Source organism: Ancylomarina subtilis (assembly GCF_004217115.1).
GTDB lineage: Bacteria > Bacteroidota > Bacteroidia > Bacteroidales > Marinifilaceae > Ancylomarina > Ancylomarina subtilis.
This window is the reverse complement of record NZ_SHKN01000001.1, coordinates 2,171,844-2,192,853: the sequence shown is the minus strand read 5'-3', so window position 1 is coordinate 2,192,853 and position 21,010 is coordinate 2,171,844. Positions and strand designations below refer to the sequence as shown.

Here is a 21,010-nt window from a genome sequence, read left to right as displayed (position 1 = left end):
TCTATGGTAGGGGTTTATGTTTATATTGATATAACAACGATGTATTTTGGTATAATCTTTGTGATTAAGTGTGTCGCATTATTAAGATCAATATGATTGCCCCAATAGATAACCTAATTCCGATGATATGAAAAAATGCATTATAAGTTTTGGAACGCTGTTATTGTTCTCAGCAATATTTTGGAGTTGCTCAGATAAGTCTGACAATAATTTAGAACATGATCTTTCTCTTGTACAATTAATGGAAGTTAAAGCGAATGCGGTTACTGATGCTGTTGTAGATATTTCGGAATCAAAAGGATTTGAGATAATAACAGTTGAGGATGGCACAAACCTAAAAAGTAATTATGCAGGCAGTATGGATTCCAGATATGCTATGAGCATCACACTTGATGATATTAAAGGTGTTTATGATTATAAAAAGGGAATTCCTGATCAACAAGGGACCATCAAAAACGGATATCAAAGTGCATTTGAGAAGGTAGGCGATTCGGAATCATTTATTTTGCGATTGCCAAAAGAGAAAGCCATGCGCCCATGGATGCTTTACGTGGATGAAGCAACTGAGTATACCAATGATTTTGTTATTACAACAACTGATTATAATTACACTTACTCAGGAGGTATTGAGTTTGATTATTTATTGAATTCTGAGATTGAGGTTGAAAAAGAGAAAGCGGGCGAATTATTTGTTGATTGGTCTATTTCTGAGGATTTGAATTTTGACTATCAATCTAAATTTACCTTCACGAATGATTATTCAGTTGGTGTTGACTTTAGTGCTGGCGAAATGATAAATTATGAGTTTAATTTGATGAAAGGTGATGCTATTCTTTTCATGGAAGAGGTTGAGATCTCGAAATCAGATGAAACGAATGAAGGAGAATTGAAATATTCACTGGTATTGGGTAGCATTAAAATCGAATGGAGTTCAGTTTCTGGAAATTACGTGGTTTATAGAAATGATGTGTTACAAGAAGGGGCTACTATTGAGGTTGTGAAGCATCAAAATGATGTTAATGAAGCAAACGTCGCATTCTGTAGAAAGGGACGTGATATAAAAATTACTTTTGAAGATGGAACCAGTATCCAGCTTTCCGAAATGCTAAGTGAAGATACGCTAGCTTTGATGGATCAGATTTTTAGTTCGATGTATGATCTGAAATTTGTAAAGCATATTGTTGATAAAGTCGCACATGAAGTATATTACACTAATTTAGTCAATGCAAATTAATAGGTTTGTATTTAATCGGTTTAGAATCCGGCCTGAATGGTCGGATTTTTTTCTCTCTATATTTTAAGTCATGAAGTCGTTTGCCTTAGTTGTTGTTTTAGTAATTTGCAGTTCTGGTTTATCTGCGCAATTGGCTCCTTTACAAGTAATAAAAGGGAAGGCATCTTTTTATTCGGATTGGTTTGATGGGCGGCTTACTGCTAACGGTGAATTTTTCTCACAGGAAGAATATACTGCTGCGCATATGACTTTCCCTTTTGGGACTTGGCTTGAGGTAACAAACCTTGATAATCAGAAATCTGTTTACGTAAGAGTAAATGATCGAGGTCCTTACGTGAAGGGAAGGATAATTGACTTATCTAAAGCAGCAGCCAGTGCTATTGGAGATTTGAATCAGGGGATTTTTAATGTTGAGATTAGAGTTGTAAATCGATTGGATATATTGGTTCTACCTCTCAATATAAGTAAAAAGAAAAAGAGCGTTCCCCTAAGGCAACGCTCTTCATATCTCGATTTTAATCTAATTAGCCCTTAATCGTAGCGCTTAAGAATTCGCGGTTCAAACGAGCAATGTTTGCAATAGAAATTCCCTTAGGACATTCTACCTCACAAGCACCTGTATTGGTACAGTTACCAAAACCTAGCTCATCCATTTTAGCCACCATGTTCTTAGCACGACGAGTAGCTTCAACACGACCTTGTGGAAGTTTTGCAAGGTGAGATACCTTAGCAGAAACGAACAACATTGCCGATGAGTTTTTACACGTTGCTACACAAGCACCACAACCGATACAAGCTGCAGCATCCATAGCTTCTTCAGCATCATCGTAAGAAATAGGAATTGCATTTCCATCAGGTACACCACCTGTGTTTACAGAGATGTAACCACCAGACTGAAGCACTTTTTCAAAAGCAGTACGATCAACGATTAAGTCTTTGATTACCGGAAATGCTCCAGCTCTCCAAGGCTCAATAGTGATGGTTGCACCATCTTCGAATTTACGCATGTGCAATTGACATGTTGTGATATCGTCATCTGGTCCATGAGCACGTCCGTCGATGTATAAGCTACACATTCCACAAATACCTTCACGGCAATCGTGATCGAATGCAATAGGCTCAATGCCATCATTAATTAGTTGCTCATTAAGAATATCAAGCATCTCAAGGAATGATGTTCCAGTTGAGATATCGTTGATTTTATAGGATTCAAATTTCCCTTTGGCTTTAGCATTCTTTTGACGCCAAACCTTTATCGTTAATTCTTTTAATATCTTATCTGCCATGGCTTACTTGTATGAACGTTGAGTTAACTCAACAGTTTCGAATACTAAATCTTCTTTGTGTAAAATAGGATCTTTATCTTCACCTTGGTACTCCCAAGCTGATACAAAAGTAAAGTTTTCATCATCACGTTTAGCTTCACCTTCTTCGGTTACAGACTCCTCACGATAGTGACCACCACAAGATTCGTTACGGTTCAATGCATCGCGTGCCATCAAATCACCTAATTCAAGGAAATCAGCCACACGACCCGCTTTTTCAAGCTCGATATTCATAGCATCGAAATCACCAGGAATGCGAACATTGCTATAGAAATCAGCTTTGATCTTAGCAATCTCTTCGATAGCATATTTCAAGCCTTTTTCGTTACGAGCCATACCTACGTAATCCCACATGATGTTTCCTAAACGCTTATGGAAATAATCAACTGATTTATCACCTTTAACATTGTAAAGACGTTCTAGACGAGCCTGAACAGCTTTTTCTTTCTTGTCGAATTCAGGGTGATTCAATTCAATACGTGGTGTTTGAATTTCATCAGCCAAATAATCACCAATAGTGTAAGGAAGGATAAAGTATCCATCAGCTAAACCTTGCATCAATGCAGAAGCACCTAAACGGTTACCACCATGATCAGAGAAGTTAGCCTCACCAATAGCATAAAGACCCGGGATGTTAGTCATCAAGTTGTAATCAACCCATACACCACCCATTGAGTAGTGAATTGCAGGATAAATCTGCATTGGCTCATTGTATGGATTTACATCAGTAATCTTCTCATACATCTGGAATAAGTTTCCATAACGAGCTTCGATAACATCACGTCCTAAACGCTCAATTGAATATTTAAAGTCAAGGTAAACAGCCTTACCAGTCTCGTTTACACCGAAACCAGCATCGCAACGCTCTTTTGCAGCACGAGAGGCTACGTCACGTGGTACCAAGTTACCGTATGAAGGGTATCTTCTCTCTAGGTAGAAGTCACGATCTTCATCAGCGATATCATTAGGTCCCATTTCACCTTTTTGCAATTTAATTGCGTCTTCTTTTTTCTTTGGAGTCCAAACACGACCATCGTTACGAAGGGATTCAGACATCAAAGTTAATTTAGATTGTTGTTCACCGTGAACAGGAATACAAGTTGGGTGAATTTGTACGAAACAAGGGTTTCCGAAATATGCACCATTCTTGTAAGCTTGCCATGCAGCACCACCATTACAACCCATAGCATTGGTTGAAAGGAAGAATACATTACCGTAACCACCAGTAGCGATAACCACAGCGTGAGCACCATGACGTTCAACTTCACCAGTAACCAGGTTACGTGTGATAATACCACGAGCTTTACCATCTACAGTTACAATGTCAAGCATTTCGTTACGCTCATGCATTTCGATCTTACCTTGTCCGATCATGCGGTTCATTGATGCGTAACATCCCAATAGCAACTGCTGTCCGGTTTGACCACGAGCATAGAAAGTACGACTTACCAATACACCACCGAATGAACGGTTTGAAAGGGTTCCACCATACTCACGTGCAAAAGGTACACCTTGAGCCACACATTGGTCGATGATGTCACCACTTACTTCAGCCAAACGGTAAACGTTGCCTTCACGTGCACGGTAGTCACCACCTTTAATTGTATCATAGAATAAACGATAAATCGAGTCATTATCGTTTTGATAGTTTTTTGCAGCGTTAATACCACCCTGAGCAGCAATAGAGTGAGCTCTACGACCTGAATCCTGGTAGCAAAATGCTTTTACGTTGTATCCCATCTCTGCTAAAGAAGCAGCAGCAGATCCACCGGCCAAACCAGTTCCTACAACGATAATATCTAATTTTCTCTTATTAGCAGGGCTAACTACTTTAATAGCAGCTTTGTGTTTTGACCACTTCTCAGCTAATGGCCCGGCTGGAATTTTTGAATTTAATACTGTCATAACCGTTAAATTTTAGCAATTAAGCAAAAAAGTGTAAGTACAAAGGAATGATTGTAAATCCTGCAGCAACGAAAATTGCGTAGAAGTAAGATACCTTTTCTAAACGTTTTTTCCAGATTTTATTGCTGAAACCAATTGATTGGAAAGCAGACCAGAATCCGTGAGCCAAGTGTAATCCTAAAAGGATAGCTCCTAAAACATAAAGACCAGTATAAACTAATCCCATAGAACCATTGGTGAAAAGAGCTTTTACCAACTGAGCATCATCATGTACATTTCCTTCGATCTGAATAGGCACAAAGAAATGCAACAAGTGCATTGCAATAAATACCAATACAAGACCACCCAACACGAACATGTTACGTGATGACCAAGTACTACTGTTACTCAAGTTTTGAACTGCATACTTTTGAGGACGAGCCTTTTGGTTTTGCAATGTTAGCGTAATAGCGTAAATGATGTGGATAATGAATCCACCTGCCAGTACCGGCTGTAATCCGAAACGGATAATCGGTAGAGACATAAAGTGAGCTCCTGCGTTGAATAATTCACCTGTGTTATCAAACAACAAAAATGAGTTTAATATCAAGTGAACCAACACAAAAACAATAAGAAAAAGGCCTGATAAACTCATTATCAGCTTCTTCCCAATTGATGAACTTAAAAAACTGCTCATAGGATTTAAAAATTAAATTAGATTGTTTTTATTCTAAGGTTTAACTAATTCAGACGCAAATGTAGATGCTCATGTTTGAGGAAACAATACTACGTAACACATGTAATTTATTTAGATTGATTCTAATAGCGGCCTATTTAACAACAAGCTAGTTGTTTGACTTGTAGTGCAAACCTATTCGTTTAAGTCTAAATTGATTACAGAATTTATTCTCTAATGCTTCGAACAAACCTTTGCAAGTTATTACTTTTTTATATGTTTTAAAACAAGTGGAGTAGTATAGTTCTAATTTAGAAAGGTAAAATAATTACCAGTCAGATGAGTGGATAATTTTACTTCCCCAAAGTGAAATAGTTTACTGTGTGTATTTATGCTCTGTGAATCAACTCATATATCGATTGATTTTGATCTTTTTTGAAGAATGGGGGATTAGGCTCTAGTTTTGAATCTGTTTGATTCTGAATTTATGTATTTTCACATAACATTTAAAATAGAAACAGATGATAAAAACAATTGAGACTTCAAAATATAAAATCAGATTCAGTGACCAAGGTGAAGGTACAGTGCTGGTTATTTTGCATGGTTACCTCGAGTCTATTGAGACTTTTCATGCTTTAGCTTTGGATTTGTCAAAATCTGCCAGGGTAATTTGCATTGATTTACCCGGACATGGTCAGTCAATAATTAAAGATGCTCAAATCACTATAGATGATATGGCCGATGCGGTACATGCTGTACTTGTTCATTTAAACTTAAGTTCGGTGCATTTGATTGGGCATTCAATGGGAGGTTATGTGGCTTTGGCCTTTGCCGAAAAGTATGCAAAATATTTGGCTAGTTTTTCTTTTCTACACTCCACAGCTAATGCTGATACAGATGAAAAGCGTAAGAATAGAAGCCGGGAAATTGAGTTTGTCAGAAAAGGTAAAAAGGAACTGATATGTAGTACAGCTGTTCCCAATACTTTTTCGAAGAAAAATCAGGGGAATTTTTCTAAAGAGATTGCTTCTTTGACTAAGATCGCTTTAAACACGCAAGATGAAGGTATAGTAATAGCCTTAAATGCCATGATGAATCGTCCGGATAGAAATGAGGTACTTAAGAACTTATCGGTTCCCAAATATAGTTTTATTGGAAAGGAAGATAATTTTATACCTTTTGAGAAAGGCTTGGATTGGGCTGACCAAAACCAGATGAAAGCGATCGTGTTTGAGCACTCTGGTCATATGAGTTTTATCGAGGAGAAAGAGGCTTGTGTAGAAGCGATTCAGAAATTAATTCTATAGAAAAAGTAAGCGCCACTATTGGGGTAGTGGCGCTTGAATTTAGATCAGATTTCGAGATAAAAAAATTGGACATGAGCCGAAGCCAATGTTCAAATTGATCTAGTATTTATTCACCAATATTGTAGATGTATTTCAATACAAAAATAAGGGCGATGCAAATCATAGGTATATTAAGTTCTTTATAACGACCAGTAAGTACTTTTAGAACCACATATGAAAGCATACCAAATGCAATACCTTCTGCGATGCTATAGGTTAATGGCATCATAATCATTGTAAGGAATGCAGGGATGAACTCAGAGTAATCATCAAAGTTGATTTTGGTGATAGGGCTCATCATGAAAATACCAATAATCACAAGAACAGATGAACTCGCAGCTGCTGGAATCATTGTAAACAGCGGTGTGAAAAATAAGGCTAAGAAGAACATGAATGCAACAGTTAATGAAGTCATACCTGTTTTACCACCTTCAGCAACACCAGCAGCACTCTCAACGTAAGTTGTTACAGTTGAAGTTCCCATTACAGCACCTACAGTTGTACCAATTGCATCAGCAAACAGAGCTTGTTTTACTCGAGGTACTCTTCCATCTTTATCTAAAAGATCAGCTTTAGAAGCAACCCCAACAAGTGTTCCTACTGTGTCGAACATGTCAACAAAAAGGAATACAAATAAGATCGAAACAAATTTCCATGATAAAATTTCTTCCATTCCAACAAACTTGAAGAAAATTGGATCTAATGATGGTGGAAGACTTACAAGTGCTCCATCCTTAGGAAGACTTGTTACACCTATCCCAGGGATAAGACCAACTACAGTTACAGCTAAAAGACCAATAAGAATGGCTCCTTTAACCTTACGAATTAATAATACTCCGATTACGATGATTCCTAAAATACAAAGTAAGGCACCTGGAGAATGAAGATCACCCAAATGAACAGGAATACCTTGTCCTGGTACGATAATCCCCACATCTTTGTGAGCTAAACCAATAAATGCAATGAACAAACCGATACCTACCGAAATAGCATGCTTGATATTGGTTGGGATTGAGTTGATAATAGCCTCACGAACATTAAAAAATGTCAGTAATAAGAAGATGATTCCTTCAGCAAATACGGCAGTTAAAGCCAATTGCCAGCTACAGCCCATTACACCACATACGGTAAATGCAAAGAAAGCATTTAGGCCCATTCCCGGAGCCAAAGCAAAAGGAAGTTTAGCGACCAATGCCATAACTAATGTTGCAATAACAGCAGAAAGTGCTGTCGCAGTCATTACAGCACCGTAGTCCATACCTGCTACAGAAAGGAAATATGGATTTACAGCAAGAATATATGCCATTGTGGCAAAGGTGGTCAAACCAGCGACAATTTCAGTCTTCATGTTTGAGCCAAGTCCTGTAATATTAAAAAATTTATCTAACATGGTTGTTTAATAGATGCAAGTTAACTTGCGGGTTATATGTTGTAAGTTCTGTTTGGAACAGAACTTACAATATCTGAAAAATTTAGTCTTAGAAATTCCACTTAACAGCTAAAGTTGGACGAATATAAGATTTATGCGTTTGTTGGAAATTGCTAGAGATTTCAATTTCTCCACCTAAAGATAGATTCTCAGTTGCATTGTACCAGAATTGTGGTTCTGTTAAGAATACTATGTCATCAGAAACAACGTATTCTGCAATTGCTTTATCGCTACCTTTTTCAGTCCAAAGGTCTGCAAACCCAGAGAAAGTTACTTTCCCTTTGAACATGTTTACATACCATGTTCCTGTAACTTGGAAATTGGCTTTTTCTGCTCCTTTTATTGCTTTATAGCCTGCATAGGTTGAGAAGCCCCAATCTTTATTTCCTTTTGAGTAGTTCGCACCGAAAATCCAAGCATTGGCGAATGAAAATTGATTCGATGTACCACCATTGTATTCAATATGAAGACCAATTGGCATTTTTTCGGTTTTCAATACACGAGCGATTTCATAATAAGCAGAACTTACATTTCCCTTGTCGTAATCAAAATCTACAAAGGTAAACGTGTTACCCCATTTGTCCATTTTAAACATCTCGAAAGTCGATGTGAAATGTCCACGCTCAAAATCGCGGTGCAATTGTAAGTTTTGAGCATTTACAGCAAAGGCTGAAAGAATTGCGAAAATCGTAAGTAATTTTTTCATCGGTTTAATAAAATGATTGTTTGAAAAAAGATATATTTAAAATGGTTGTTTATTCTGTTAGTATATCATTTAGGCTATGGATGATATTTGGACATCCTGTTGCTTTCAATTTTTCGAAAGACTGATGTCCTGATGCAATAAGATAGCAATGACAGCCAAGTTCCTGAGCCACTTCGTAATCATGAGTTGTATCACCTAGTAGACAAACGTCTTCTGCTTTAAGCTGATATTTTTCAAATAGATTTTTGCCATTTTCAATTTTTGAACTGGCATATATATTATCAATTCCTGAAATCTCGGTGAAGAACTTCTGAATAGCTAATTCTTTGGTTGACTCAATTAGCATTTTCATTTCCATGGCCGATAAAATGAATTGCTTTTTGCCTTGATTTTTGAAAATATCGAGTAAAACCCGGGCTTCAGGAAATATATCTGAATTTGGTAGTCTTTGGGTATAATTGGCAATGAACTCATGTGCAGTGCAGTCCCAATCTTCTTTTTGAAAGTTGAAGCCAACTTTCTCATAATAATCTTTTACGGGAAAGGTGAATACTTCACGATAACTTTCACTTGTTAGCAGTGGAAGTTGACGTTTTTGTAACATGGTGTTGATACTCTCAACTCCAATTTCAACATCGTTGAGGAGTGTGCCGTTGTAGTCCCAAATGATGGCTTTAAATCTATGCATGAATCAAACAATTTAAAGGGTGAAACATGAAAGAACTCACCTGTTTGTTCAGAGCACAAGTGAAATGTTGATTAAAGCTATATGAGAAATGGGAATCTGAAATAAAAAGCAGGCGGGAAGTAAACGCTCTCTTTCTATTAGAGAGATATCTTTTTGAAGATATGAAAAGCACTTTTGTGCTATGCTTACTAATGGTTGACATCCTTTCGTTTTTTGGCCGAGCTCAATTTGAATTCGGGATTACCAGTTTCCCAGATGATGCTTTTTAATTAAGCGGCAAAAATAGCGTTTTTTTTATTTGAAATCCAAAATTGTTTTTGAATTTAGATTGTTTATGGCTTGTTGCATTTGTCAGAAATTTATTGTGAATAGAATTGTAGCTTATTATTTACTCTTTCTCAAAGAATGCTTCTATGCCCGGGTATTCAAATTTCTTTTTTGCCATTTCTTGAGGGAAGATCATATAAGTGACTTCAGCTTGTGAACCCAATTTCCCATTGTGGTCAAGAATTTCGGTATAGATGCGGGCGAACTTTTTTTCTTGCGAGATGAGTTTCGCTCTCACTGTTATCTTTCCCTGATCTGTTAGAATTGCTCCACGGTATTTGGCATTCAGTTCAGTTGTTACGCCACTGGTTTGACATTTCACAAAAACAAGCCAACTGGCAATCTCATCCATAATAGTGGCTTGTATACCACCATGCAATACATTTTTAAAGCCTGATAAATGCCCCTGAGGTTCCCACTCCGCGATAATGTACTCACCATCTTCGTAAAAACTCATTTGAAGTCCATTGGCATTATGGGGAGAACATCCAAAACAGTTGCCATTGTCTCCATTAATAAAGGGGTTGATTATTTTTTTCATTGGTTGTGATTCGTTCAGGTTTAGATTGTGAAACAAATGTAATATTTCTTGCCTAAGCGTTGATCAGTTTAGTTTAAAAGATTTGCTTCAAACAGGTAAATGGGATAGAATATCTAGTTAGGGATATAGTGTTGTTTTGCTTGTGTTATGTTTATAATGATTTCTTTCGTGTAAGAAAAAAAACCTTCTTCTTATTTAGACTCCATACAAATGTATTTTATGTAATCATAAGGTCGTTTCGTGTAATTCATATTGATAAATTACCTAAAGCTGAGAGATTTATGTACCTTTTTATTCCGATCACACTTAACTTATTTACATTAAAATGCTATTGGAAGTGGCCTTAGTTTGAAATAAACTAATGATGCCTTACTGTAATCAAATGAAGAGAATATTTGTCATATTACTATTTTCGATAGGCGTAGTATGGACAGGTTATGGGCAGCAGGATAAAATGTTTACCCAATACCTCAATTACCCCTCGTCAATCAACCCGGCTTATGCAGGTTCCAGAGGATCGACTCAGATTCTTGGAATTGCAAGGAGGCAATGGGTTGGTTTGGATGGTGCGCCAAAAAGTGCCGCCATTTCAATAAATTCTCCAATCTCTTTTTTCAATATGGGTGTCGGGTTAACTCTCGAAACCGATGTTATTGGGCCTGAAAAAAACACAGATCTTGGCGTTGATTTCTCTTATAAAATCAAACTAGCCTCAACAGTTTTTATGAATTTAGGTTTGAAAGCTGGGCTAACCCACCAAAAAGTCGATCTCACGAACTCAAGAGTTGTTGATCAATATGATCCTCTTTTGCAGGAAATAAATAATGATGTCCTTCCGAATTTTGGGGTTGGAACGTACGTTTATGGTGATGATTTCTTTGTTGGTTTTTCCATTCCCAGATTACTCCAAAACAGTATTAAAGAGGGTGGTGTTTTAAACGCCGAACTTGATAAAAGCAAGTTGCATTATTTTTTAATGGCTGGTTACCTTGTTAAAGTTAATCCCTTTATCAAGCTCAAACCCACAATGTTGTTTAAAGCCACACAGGGCTCAAGACTTTCGTGGGATCTGTCGACCATGGCTATTTTCTTAGATAAGTTTTGGTTAGGTGCTTCATATCGGGATGAAGATTCAGTAGCCGGCATTTTTCAGGTTAATATCAACAATCAATTACGTATCGGTTACTCTTATGATGTTGCGGTATCAAAATTGTCAAGTCGAACCCATGGTTCACATGAAATATCCTTAAGTTATGATTTTGTATTTAAGTCGAAGAGGTTAAGGTCTCCGAGATATTTTTAAGACATTAAATAATATGCTATGAACAGGCTTGTATTATTCTTTTTTCTGTTGTTTTTATCATCAGCTTCTTTCTCTCAGAGATTATCTGTGCGTTCAGGTGACCGGGAGTTTGATGATTTTAACTACAAGAAAGCTATTGAATATTATGAGTATTCATTGAGATCTGATTCTTTAAATACGCATGTGTTGAGACGCCTGGCACAGTCGTATCATAAAATGAAGCATGATGATAAGGCACTCGAGTATTTTGAAGCATTGGTAGATAATGAAAATAAAGAGGATACTGATTTGATTCTGTTTGGGGCTTTCTTAAAGGAAAGAGGTCAATATGCCAAGGCAAAACGTATTTATCAGCAATATCTCGATCGTTATCCTGGTGATAGGGGTGTGAAAAAGGAAATTGAAAATGTGATTAAGTTTGAGAATGAAACCTTAAAAGATCTCATTTGTGAATTAAGGCCTTCTCCTTTTAATACGATTTATTCTGATTTCTCACCCAGTTATTATAACGATAATCTTGTTTTTAGTTCCGGAAGGAAGAGTAAAGACTATAGAGATGATAAGTATGAATGGAATGGTGAGTTTTTCTTAGAGCTATTTTTATATGATGCAAGCAAAGACCCCAGTAGACAAATTGTACGGTTTGGGAATGGAATCGGAACAAAATATCACGAGGGATCTGTTTGTTTTTCATCCGATTTTAAGACTATGTTTTTTACACGGAGTAATTATTTTAAAGGGAAACTGAATCGGGATGAAAATGGAGCGAATAATCTAAAAATATTTATTGCTGAAGAGAAAAACGGACGTTGGAAAGTAAGGGGTGAATTCCCTTATAATAGTGACGCATATTCAGTAGGTCATCCTAGCCTTTCGAAAGATGGTAAGGTTCTTTACTTCGTATCCAATATGCCAGGAGGTTTTGGAGGAACCGACATTTATCGAAGTTATTGGATTGATGGCAAATGGACAAAACCCGAAAATATGGGAAGCCGTGTAAATACAAAAGATGATGAAATGTTTCCCTTCTTTAATTCGAGAAATTCCTTGTTTTTTTCATCCAATGGTCATGCTGGTAAGGGAGGTTTGGATTTGTATGTAGTTAATACAGATGGAAGAGATTTTGAAGTGGGACATCTTGGCTCACCCATGAATTCTTCGGCTGATGATTTCTCGATAGTTATAAACCCGGAAGGACGAATAGGTCACTTTGCATCGAACCGATCGGGAGGCGTGGGAGAAGATGATATTTATAGTTTTGAGATAGAACATGATAATAGAGTCAATATCCAGATTAGGGATTCTTTAGATATTCATTTCGTTGTTCCCGATCAAATAAGAGTTATTAAACCTGAGGGGATTGATGTGAATTACGATAAAGGAAAGAATCAGTTTTCTTTTGATATAAAAGGAGAGCAGGCTTATCGAATTTTGGTAGAAAAACAGGGGTATTATCCTGTTGACACAGTCCTTTATAGTCATATTCTTGATCCAGAATTGACGCATACGTTTAAATTGATAAAGCGTCCGTCAATTGAGAGTGTGAATGTCAATTTTGCAATGAAAGATTTTGGGAATGGGAATCTACTTGTACCTGATGTATTGCAGATTATCGAACCGGAAATAATCGATCTTCATCCTGAATCAGGATTGGGAAATTATAGTGTAGAGCTGGATAAAAATACAGACTACAGGGTATTTGCTAAAAAAGAAGGGTATTATGCGATCGACTTTAGTTTTTTTAGCAGCGATACTTTAGCAAATATCAATCATGAATTATTGATGAGATTGATGTCGAATAAGGATATTCAGAAAGAATTTTTACCTGAAGATTTGGCTACCGTCTACTTTGATTTTGACAAGTCAGAGGTGAAGTCAGAAGCTTTTGAAAATATAAAAAAGGTTGTTGATCTATTAAAGAATGATGAAAGACTGATGGTTACTCTTGTCGCAAGGGCCGATTCTCGAGGGACATCAGAGTATAACGATGCTTTGGCTTTTAGACGAGCAGCAGCTACTCGTGAGTTTTTTGTTCGAGGTGGTATAGATATCAAACGGGTCGTTATTCTTGCTCTTGGGGAGACTTCTCCCTTTGATAGGGTCGAAGGGCAATCGCTTGAGGATTGGTATCGAATTAATAGATGTGTCGATTTTGAGTTGAATACATTTTTAGATGATCAAGTTCAAAAGTAGATGATCGTTGATAGGATTCCTTAACGGATTCAGAACTCTTTTAGGATGGGATATCTAGTTACGCGTTTGGGGTACAAATTTTAAACTCAGAATAAAAGTGGTTTATCAAGTGGGATATAAAAAAAACAGAGCAACAAAAATAAAGTTGGTATGAAAAAAAAATACTGTCATAACGTGATCAATCATTGGATACAACACATGATGTTGGTCTTGATTGTTGTGTTGGGTATTAGTGTCTCTAATGCTCATGGAGAAGGAACGAAGCAGTTGGCACCTAAGGCGGATGATCGGGTTTATACGGCTTTTGGCGATGCGAAACATGGAAATTTTGGTAACTACGATGGAAAAGATACTGAACGGATTTATATTCATATTGAGGATCCTATAAATGAACAAATCTTTTTTGGATTTTCTCAATTCGTGAACAGTGGGCATACGCAACCCAATACGACAACTAATAATGTAACGACCTGGATGCGTATTAAATCACCCGATGGAATAGTTGTTTGGCCGAATGAAGGCTCTCCTTCAGGACAAATGGTTCTGGGGAGTAATACACAGACTTTATCAGATGATCAGATAACATCATTGGTACAGGTTAAGAATGGTCCGAATCAGATTTGTGGTTCCGGCGGTTATGATGCTCTTGTATTTTGTCCATCAAGTGGTCCGGGCGATTATTATATTGAGTTTAGTGCAGCAAAATCAACCGATTTAAAACGGCCGATCTTTACAGAATGGTGGGATATTACGGTTGCAACAAAAGGGGGAAGTCCTCAAGCGATTGATGGCCGGGTTTTTGCGAAAGAATGGGCTTTAGTTACTCCATATATATTGACAGATTTGTATGACAGACCTTTTAATGGGAAGGTTTACTGTTATGCTGAAGATAGTCTTTTAGGGGGTGCTTTTGTAACAGAAATGGATTTTCTGGATTCAGGATTTAGAGGGGATCGTTTTAGTTTTGCATTTAATTCAACAGGAATCGATAATACCTCAGATGCAGAGGTGAATCGACAATCTATACAGGATGATCGAAAACTTTCTCCCGAGTATAAAATATTTTTAAATGTGCCGGATGAAACTGCTTTCCCAACTATAGATAGTTTTGGTGAATTTATAATTGATGAAGAAAATAATTACCCCAAACTTTTAGGATGTCAGGGAAACTATTTTTTCAGAGTAGCAGTTGAAGGAGAAGGACAAATTGATTTACTTCTTGATTTTGAAGGCCTACCTAATAAATATGATCCGGGAACCAGAGACCGAATAATCACCACTCTTGCTGCACCATTTCCTAATGAGGAAGGCGTACTCGTTCGGGATATTCCTTGGGATGGTTTAGATGGATTGGGAAATGTTGTAACCGATTTTGAAAGTATATCCATGACTTTTGATTACTATCAAGGAACAGTTCATTTCCCAATGTATGATGTTGAGTACCTGACCAAGGGATTGGTGCCCAGGACGGTCAGACCTGCAACACCGACGCCATATATCCCCAAACTTTATTGGGACGACAGCAATATCACTGAAAGTTTACCGGATGGTCAGCTGAAAGTTGATTTGACCGGAGATCTTGCACCCAGTCATTATTGGTCTGATTATGAGTATGGAAATGAGAATTCGATAAATACCTATTGGCATCCGTATTCTTCAGGAGTAAGCCAATCGTGTAAGCTTGAACTACCTTCACATACTTGCGAATTGTTTGTGCCAGGAAGTATTAGTGGAACTGTTTTTGAAGATACGAATCGGAATGGTATTAAAGATCCCGATGAACTTCCTTTGTCAGGAGCACAAGTTAAATTGTATTGGGATAAATCCTACAATAAAGTTATTGATGCCGATGATGAATTAATTGAAACATTTGTAACACAGGATCCGGGAACTTTTGGTTATCCTGAAGGATTAGGAAACTTTATATTTAAGCCCGAAATAGGAAAAGAGTATTTGGTTGAAGTGAGTTATGGCAGTCATATTATTACGGGTGATAATCCTAAATCGTATGTTTTGTATTCGCTAGCGACAGAACATTTTGATCAATTTTTTGGAGTGGCATTTTTACCGGAAGTAAGTTTGTCGCTTTCTGAAGATATGATTCAGGAAGATAATCAAAGTACCACTATTACGGCTCATCTTGATTATCCTTGTTTATTGCCGGTAAACATTACGCTTGCTTATGGAGGTGATGCCGATTTGAGCGATTATTATTTAACTAAGGGTGAAAATGCAACAAGTACATCTACAATTGAAATACCTGTTGGAGAAACGAAAGGGACTATTATTCTAACATCTATTCCGGATGTTGTAAATGAACCTAATGAAATTGTGGAGGTAAGTATTGCTTCTCTAGTTAATGCAAACGAATTAGGAAATCAGGACAAAACGATCACGATCATAAACTTCAATCATGTGATCACAAATCTGATAGATAATGATCCTGTAGACAATTCGATTAGTGAAAATGCGGTAAGTGATGATTTGGTTCACATCACAGCTTTGGCTACTGATGCAGATGGCGATGCTATCACGTACTATCTTTTAGATGATGCAGGCGGTCGATTTAAAATTGATATGGCAACAGGTGTGGTAACCGTTGCCGATGCGAGTTTGATTGATTTTGAAAGCAATACTTCACATTCTATTAGAATTGAAGCACGAAGTACAGACGGTTCCGTTATTGCAGCAGATTTTACAATCAGCATTACTGATGTTGATGGGACAGGAGGCGATACCGATCATGCAATTGCCAATTTGATTGATAATGATCCGGATGCCAATTCGATTAGTGAAAATGCGGTAAGTGATGATTTGGTTCACATCACAGCTTTGGCTACTGATGCCGATGGCGATGCTATCACGTATTTTCTTTTAGATGATGCAAGTGGTCGATTTAAAATTGATTCCTTGTCTGGAATCGTGACTGTTGCTGATGCCAGCCAGATCGATTTTGAAAGCAATGCTTCACATCCTATTCGAATTGAAGCACGAAGTACAGATGGTTCAGTTATCGCTGAAGATTTTATCATTACAATTACTGATATTGATGGGGCTGGTGGTGATACCGATCATGCGATTGCCAATCTGATTGACAATGATCCGGATGCCAATTCGATTAGTGAAAATGCGGTAAGTGATGATTTGGTTCACATCACAGCTTTGGCTACTGATGCCGATGGTGACGTTATTGCATATTTCCTTTTGGACGATGCAGGCGGTCGATTTAAAATAGATTCATTGTCTGGAATCGTAACTGTTGCTGATGCCAGCCAGATCGATTTTGAAAGCAATACTTCACATTCTATTAGAATTGAAGCACGAAGTACAGACGGTTCCGTTATTGCAGCAGATTTCGCAATCACCATTACTGATGTTGATGGGACAGGAGGCGATACCGACCACGCAATTGCCAATCTGATTGATAATGATCCGGATGCCAATTCGATTAGTGAAAATGCGGTAAGTGATGATTTGGTTCACATCACAGCTTTAGCTACTGATGCCGATGGCGATGCTATCACGTACTATCTTTCAGATGATGCAGACGGTCGATTTAAAATTGATATGGTAACAGGTGTCGTAACCGTTGCCGAAGCGAGTTTGATTGATTTTGAAAGCAATGCTTCACACCCTATTCGAATTGAAGCACGAAGTACGGATGGTTCAGTTATCGCGGCCGATTTTACAATTATAGTAACTGATGTTGATGGATCTGGTGGGGATACCGACCACGCAATTGCCAATCTGATTGATAATGATCCGGTAGATAATTCGATACCTGAAAACACATTAAATGGAACGTTGGTTCATATTACGGCTTTAGCTACGGATGAGGATGGTGATGCAATTACTTATTTCCTTTTAGATGATGCGGAAGGACGATTTAAAATTGATCATTCTACAGGAATTGTTACTGTCGCTGATTCGACTAGAATTGATTTTGAGTCCGATCAGTCTCACGTAATTCGAATTGAGGCACGAAGTACAGATGGTTCAGTTGTAGCTGAAGATTTTATAATTACCATAACAGATGTCATTGATTATTTACTTGCTAATGACGATTCATTGAATACTCGAGAGGACGAGGTTTTGAATGGCCCTAATCTTTTGGTCAATGACGTTAAAGCACCGGGGAGTATTTTGAGGATTGATACCAATCCAAAGGTTGACGTGGCCAATGGAAAACTGGTTATTCATTCAGATGGGACTTTTACTTATACACCCAAATTGAACTACTCAGGAGTTGATTCTTTTGTTTATAGTATTGAAGACAATATCACACCTCAAAAGTCAGATCAGGCTAGAGTGAGCATTAATATTCAACCTGTAAATGATGCACCCTTAGCTGTTAATGACGAGGCCGAAGTTGAAGAGGATAAGGTTTTGGATGGGACAAGTCTCTTGGATAATGATTCTGATGTTGAGGGTGATGCCTTGATAATAAACACTTATCCTGTTAAAGATGTTGAACATGGTAGTTTGAATATTCATACAGATGGGACTTATACTTATCTGCCTGATACTGATTTTAACGGGATAGATTCATTTACCTATGAGATTTGTGATGACGAATCCCCGTCCGGATGTAGTCAAGCCTCAGTGTACATTACAGTTTTGCCAGTGAACGATGCTCCTCAGGTTTTTGATGTTGAGATGGAGGTCGAAGAGGCTTCAATACATAATCCTATAAATCTGGAAAGACCTTATGATCAGGATGGGGATAAACTTTCGGTTAAGATTCTGTCAGCTGTTGATTTTGGTGAAATTGTGATGTCAAACGGGCAAATCCTTGCTGATAATGACAGGTTATCAGTTGATGATCTTCTCAATCTTGAGTTTAATACCCGGGAAAGATATGTTGGCGAGCTGTTTATGCAATACGAAGTGATTGATGAGGGAGGCATATCGGCAATAGGACGAGTTAAAATTACAGTTGTTCCTGTTGATGTTTTCATTCCCAATGCAATAACACCTAACAGCGATAATTTGAACGATAAATTTAAGATTGTTGGGTTGGAGAAGTTTCCAAAAAATAGCCTGGAAATCTTTAATCGATGGGGGAATATAGTGTATAGCAAACATTCTTACGATAATAATTGGGAGGGTTTTGGAAATGTAAAAGGACAAATCTCAAACGACAGACTTCCTCCGGGAACCTATTTCTATATTTTCAAATATGGTGAAAATAAAGAACCGCTTACAGGCTATGTTTATATGACTTACTAATAAAAATTAGTCTGAATCACGAATGCCGCCAGAGATGGCGGCATTTTTTTTAACCATTCTTAAAATGCCAGTTTTAATTGAAGCTTTATTTCCGATTTTGTATCACCTGATATTTCTGAATTTCCCGATCCCAGGCTTTCAGAATGGGCATACTGTGTGCGGGCATATCGTAAATACAGGCTTGCTTTTCGATTGAATTTGTATCTAAAATTGAGATAGAAACGAGATCCTTTATTGTAATAGGCTGGTATGGAAAAGGCATAAAGAATATCATTTTCATAAGCATAAATCCGACTATTGTATGAATCCGTATCAAAAAGGGCATAACGAATGTTTGCCGTGAATGGGAGTCTACTGTGATGATAAATAAGGTCTTGATAGACTAAATACCCCCTTTCTTTATCTTGTTTCTCATATTCAGAGAGCTCTATCCTGTTTCTAATTTCCCAGTTTTCGTTTATGATGGCAGAAAGGTGCAGTCGATATTGTTTTTTTTCCAGGTTTATCGGTGTTTTAATCTTTGTGTCATTTGTGTTTTCAGGTTTTTCTTCCTGTTTGAATCTAAAGTATATTGAAATGTTCTTGTTTGGTCTGTATTCCAGTTGGGATAAAAAATCGTGACCAACCGAAGGGGAATCGACTCTGTATTTCAGCCAGGGAAATTCGTACAAGTCGTAATAGGAAAGTATAGTCCACTTGGGGTAGGGGTGAAATTCAAAACCGAAATAAAAGCCTGTCTCATTTTGAGTTTCTGATTGTTCTCCAAAACCATTACCATATAGCGAATGATAATTTTTAGCGTAATTTCTATAGATAGCCTCTACAATTAACTGGGGATGTGCTTGAAATTGTAAGCCTTGCAAATAGGCTTTACCACCCGATTTACTTTGAGCAAATTCTCCGAACATATGCATAGATTTAAATCGGGTCTCGTAATAGATGCTCATGTTATAAGTTTGTTTACCAGATAAGTCGAATGTTTTATTTAGTTCAGAGTCGTTAGTGGTAAGTGGCGGTGAGAATGTCGATTTGATAAAACAGGTTCCAATCTCAGTTTGATTAAAATTCCAAAGGAGTCTGCCTCCCCACACCAATTCGTCTAACTGATTTTTCTTGTCAAATTCGTTTTCATTACGATGAAGTCCAGTGTTAATGAGACTTTGTGTTAAGTTGTTTTCGATGTTAGCATCTCTTTTTTTATTAGATACAAAACCAGTGAAACTTAAATTTTTCATAGGTTTGATTTCCATAGCTCCCCCTCTGAAAAATTGATTTTCATCCGTTGAATGATAGGATTTGATTCCTTGCAGTCGTTTGGCATTGCGAGTGGTGAAAGTTGACTTTTTACTGGCTAAGCCAGACCAAACACTTAAGCCTTGCCCAAACCGAATGTGGTAGTCGCCTATATTTATTTGTTGAATAACCCCTCTGCCTTTGTATTCTGCAAAGGCTGAATAAAAATCAAAGCCTTGCGAATTATACTTTTTGAAAAATGGTTCTCCAGCATCGTTTTCAGCTGTAAAACCAAAGCTTGTATTCTTTTTAGGAGAAATGTATTTGTAACGCGTATAATATTTCCATGCACGACCCAAATATTGGCGATTATTTTCAGGACTTGGCACTTCACTGTCTTCATTTGGTAAAGATGACTCATATCCTTTTTCATTTTCCAAAGTTCTCTGACTTCTGAGTAGAATAAAATGTTTGGCTTGCCCATGTGTGTTGGGGCTAATTTCTTTTTTAGTTATCTCCACACTCACGAAAGGGATAATATCTTGTAGTGTGCTATAGTTGAATCCATCCAAAAGCCTTAATTCGTAAATGCTGTAAATAAGGCCATTGTTTTTTCTGTATTCAAGCAGGTTTTGAATTTGATATTCTGAAAGGTAGAACAAACGTTCCAATTCTTGTTTGTTTGCTGTGTTCAGATTAATTGGGTTTTCATATAATTCATTAAAATTTTCAAGAAGAGTTGTGTAATCCAGACTTTCATCACTGTTTTCAGCAATCGTTTCTATCATTTTTTCGATAATATCATTTTTATTAGCTGTGTTTTGAGCTAATAGATTGCAGTTCAAACAAACCAAGATAATCATCATATAAAATGAATGTCGATGCATGGCTGAAAT

At 37.2% G+C, this 21,010-nt stretch carries 14 protein-coding genes; 6 read left to right on the top strand and 8 right to left on the bottom strand.

The window, feature by feature from the left end; all coding sequences use genetic code 11:
• Window positions 1-127: 127 nt before the first annotated feature.
• Window positions 128-1,234, top strand: coding sequence for a hypothetical protein (locus EV201_RS08930; RefSeq protein WP_130307239.1), 1,107 nt, complete (start codon window positions 128-130; stop codon window positions 1,232-1,234).
• Between the two features lie 70 nt (window positions 1,235-1,304).
• Window positions 1,305-1,769 carry a septal ring lytic transglycosylase RlpA family protein gene (locus EV201_RS08925; RefSeq protein ID WP_130307238.1) on the top strand — a complete coding sequence of 155 codons (465 nt, stop codon included), beginning with the start codon at window positions 1,305-1,307 and terminating at the stop codon, window positions 1,767-1,769.
• Here the strand turns inward: EV201_RS08925 and EV201_RS08920 are convergent.
• From EV201_RS08920 to EV201_RS08910, 3 genes are read right to left on the bottom strand one after another with little or no spacing between them, the layout of a single operon-like run.
• A complete protein-coding gene (locus EV201_RS08920; RefSeq protein WP_130307237.1) occupies window positions 1,759-2,520 on the bottom strand; it encodes a succinate dehydrogenase/fumarate reductase iron-sulfur subunit in 762 nt (253 codons plus the stop codon). The genes EV201_RS08925 and EV201_RS08920 overlap by 11 nt on opposite strands.
• A gap of 3 nt (window positions 2,521-2,523) precedes the next feature.
• Window positions 2,524-4,464, bottom strand: coding sequence for a fumarate reductase/succinate dehydrogenase flavoprotein subunit (locus EV201_RS08915; RefSeq protein WP_130307236.1), 1,941 nt, complete (start codon window positions 4,462-4,464; stop codon window positions 2,524-2,526).
• Between the two features lie 19 nt (window positions 4,465-4,483).
• Window positions 4,484-5,140: a succinate dehydrogenase cytochrome b subunit gene (locus EV201_RS08910; protein WP_130307235.1), complete on the bottom strand. Its 657-nt coding sequence runs from the start codon at window positions 5,138-5,140 to the stop codon at window positions 4,484-4,486.
• A gap of 500 nt (window positions 5,141-5,640) precedes the next feature.
• Here EV201_RS08910 and EV201_RS08905 point away from each other — a divergent pair, with 500 nt between their 5' ends.
• Entirely contained in the window at window positions 5,641-6,426 is a 786-nt protein-coding gene (locus EV201_RS08905) for an alpha/beta fold hydrolase (RefSeq protein ID WP_130307234.1), read from the top strand.
• A 106-nt stretch (window positions 6,427-6,532) separates the two neighbouring features.
• Here the strand turns inward: EV201_RS08905 and EV201_RS08900 are convergent, their stop codons facing one another.
• The 4 genes from EV201_RS08900 to EV201_RS08885 form a co-directional block, all read right to left on the bottom strand.
• A complete protein-coding gene (locus EV201_RS08900) occupies window positions 6,533-7,855 on the bottom strand; it encodes an NCS2 family permease (protein WP_130307233.1) in 1,323 nt (440 codons plus the stop codon).
• An 88-nt stretch (window positions 7,856-7,943) separates the two neighbouring features.
• Complete coding sequence (locus tag EV201_RS08895; protein ID WP_130307232.1) at window positions 7,944-8,600, bottom strand: DUF5020 family protein; 657 nt, start codon at window positions 8,598-8,600, stop codon at window positions 7,944-7,946.
• A gap of 49 nt (window positions 8,601-8,649) precedes the next feature.
• Complete coding sequence (locus EV201_RS08890) at window positions 8,650-9,288, bottom strand: HAD family hydrolase (protein WP_130307231.1); 639 nt, start codon at window positions 9,286-9,288, stop codon at window positions 8,650-8,652.
• 388 nt (window positions 9,289-9,676) lie between these two features.
• Window positions 9,677-10,156 carry a PaaI family thioesterase gene (locus EV201_RS08885; protein WP_130307230.1) on the bottom strand — a complete coding sequence of 160 codons (480 nt, stop codon included), beginning with the start codon at window positions 10,154-10,156 and terminating at the stop codon, window positions 9,677-9,679.
• 382 nt (window positions 10,157-10,538) lie between these two features.
• Between EV201_RS08885 and EV201_RS08880 the strand changes: the two genes are divergently transcribed.
• The 3 genes from EV201_RS08880 to EV201_RS08870 all read left to right on the top strand — a co-directional run bounded on the left by EV201_RS08880 (window position 10,539) and on the right by EV201_RS08870 (window position 18,881).
• Window positions 10,539-11,459 carry a PorP/SprF family type IX secretion system membrane protein gene (locus EV201_RS08880; RefSeq protein WP_165389625.1) on the top strand — a complete coding sequence of 307 codons (921 nt, stop codon included), beginning with the start codon at window positions 10,539-10,541 and terminating at the stop codon, window positions 11,457-11,459.
• A gap of 18 nt (window positions 11,460-11,477) precedes the next feature.
• Window positions 11,478-13,652: an OmpA family protein gene (locus EV201_RS08875; RefSeq protein WP_130307228.1), complete on the top strand. Its 2,175-nt coding sequence runs from the start codon at window positions 11,478-11,480 to the stop codon at window positions 13,650-13,652.
• 150 nt (window positions 13,653-13,802) lie between these two features.
• Window positions 13,803-18,881 (top strand): Ig-like domain-containing protein, encoded by a 5,079-nt coding sequence (locus EV201_RS08870; protein WP_130307227.1) that lies wholly within the window; start codon window positions 13,803-13,805, stop codon window positions 18,879-18,881.
• A gap of 59 nt (window positions 18,882-18,940) precedes the next feature.
• Here the strand turns inward: EV201_RS08870 and EV201_RS08865 are convergent, their stop codons facing one another.
• Window positions 18,941-21,001 (bottom strand): helix-hairpin-helix domain-containing protein, encoded by a 2,061-nt coding sequence (locus EV201_RS08865; RefSeq protein ID WP_130307226.1) that lies wholly within the window; start codon window positions 20,999-21,001, stop codon window positions 18,941-18,943.
• Window positions 21,002-21,010 lie beyond the last annotated feature (9 nt).

Excerpts from the sequence above, each read along its gene's own strand:
- EV201_RS08930 (WP_130307239.1), top strand. The coding sequence starts at position 128 with ATGAAAAAATGCATTATAAGTTTTGGAACGCTGTTATTGTTCTCAGCA.
- EV201_RS08925 (WP_130307238.1), top strand. The coding sequence starts at position 1,305 with ATGAAGTCGTTTGCCTTAGTTGTTGTTTTAGTAATTTGCAGTTCTGGT.
- EV201_RS08920 (WP_130307237.1), bottom strand. The coding sequence starts at position 2,520 with ATGGCAGATAAGATATTAAAAGAATTAACGATAAAGGTTTGGCGTCAA.
- EV201_RS08915 (WP_130307236.1), bottom strand. The coding sequence starts at position 4,464 with ATGACAGTATTAAATTCAAAAATTCCAGCCGGGCCATTAGCTGAGAAG.
- EV201_RS08910 (WP_130307235.1), bottom strand. The coding sequence starts at position 5,140 with ATGAGCAGTTTTTTAAGTTCATCAATTGGGAAGAAGCTGATAATGAGT.
- EV201_RS08905 (WP_130307234.1), top strand. The coding sequence starts at position 5,641 with ATGATAAAAACAATTGAGACTTCAAAATATAAAATCAGATTCAGTGAC.
- EV201_RS08900 (WP_130307233.1), bottom strand. The coding sequence starts at position 7,855 with ATGTTAGATAAATTTTTTAATATTACAGGACTTGGCTCAAACATGAAG.
- EV201_RS08895 (WP_130307232.1), bottom strand. The coding sequence starts at position 8,600 with ATGAAAAAATTACTTACGATTTTCGCAATTCTTTCAGCCTTTGCTGTA.
- EV201_RS08890 (WP_130307231.1), bottom strand. The coding sequence starts at position 9,288 with ATGCATAGATTTAAAGCCATCATTTGGGACTACAACGGCACACTCCTC.
- EV201_RS08885 (WP_130307230.1), bottom strand. The coding sequence starts at position 10,156 with ATGAAAAAAATAATCAACCCCTTTATTAATGGAGACAATGGCAACTGT.
- EV201_RS08880 (WP_165389625.1), top strand. The coding sequence starts at position 10,539 with ATGAAGAGAATATTTGTCATATTACTATTTTCGATAGGCGTAGTATGG.
- EV201_RS08875 (WP_130307228.1), top strand. The coding sequence starts at position 11,478 with ATGAACAGGCTTGTATTATTCTTTTTTCTGTTGTTTTTATCATCAGCT.
- EV201_RS08870 (WP_130307227.1), top strand. The coding sequence starts at position 13,803 with ATGAAAAAAAAATACTGTCATAACGTGATCAATCATTGGATACAACAC.
- EV201_RS08865 (WP_130307226.1), bottom strand. The coding sequence starts at position 21,001 with ATGCATCGACATTCATTTTATATGATGATTATCTTGGTTTGTTTGAAC.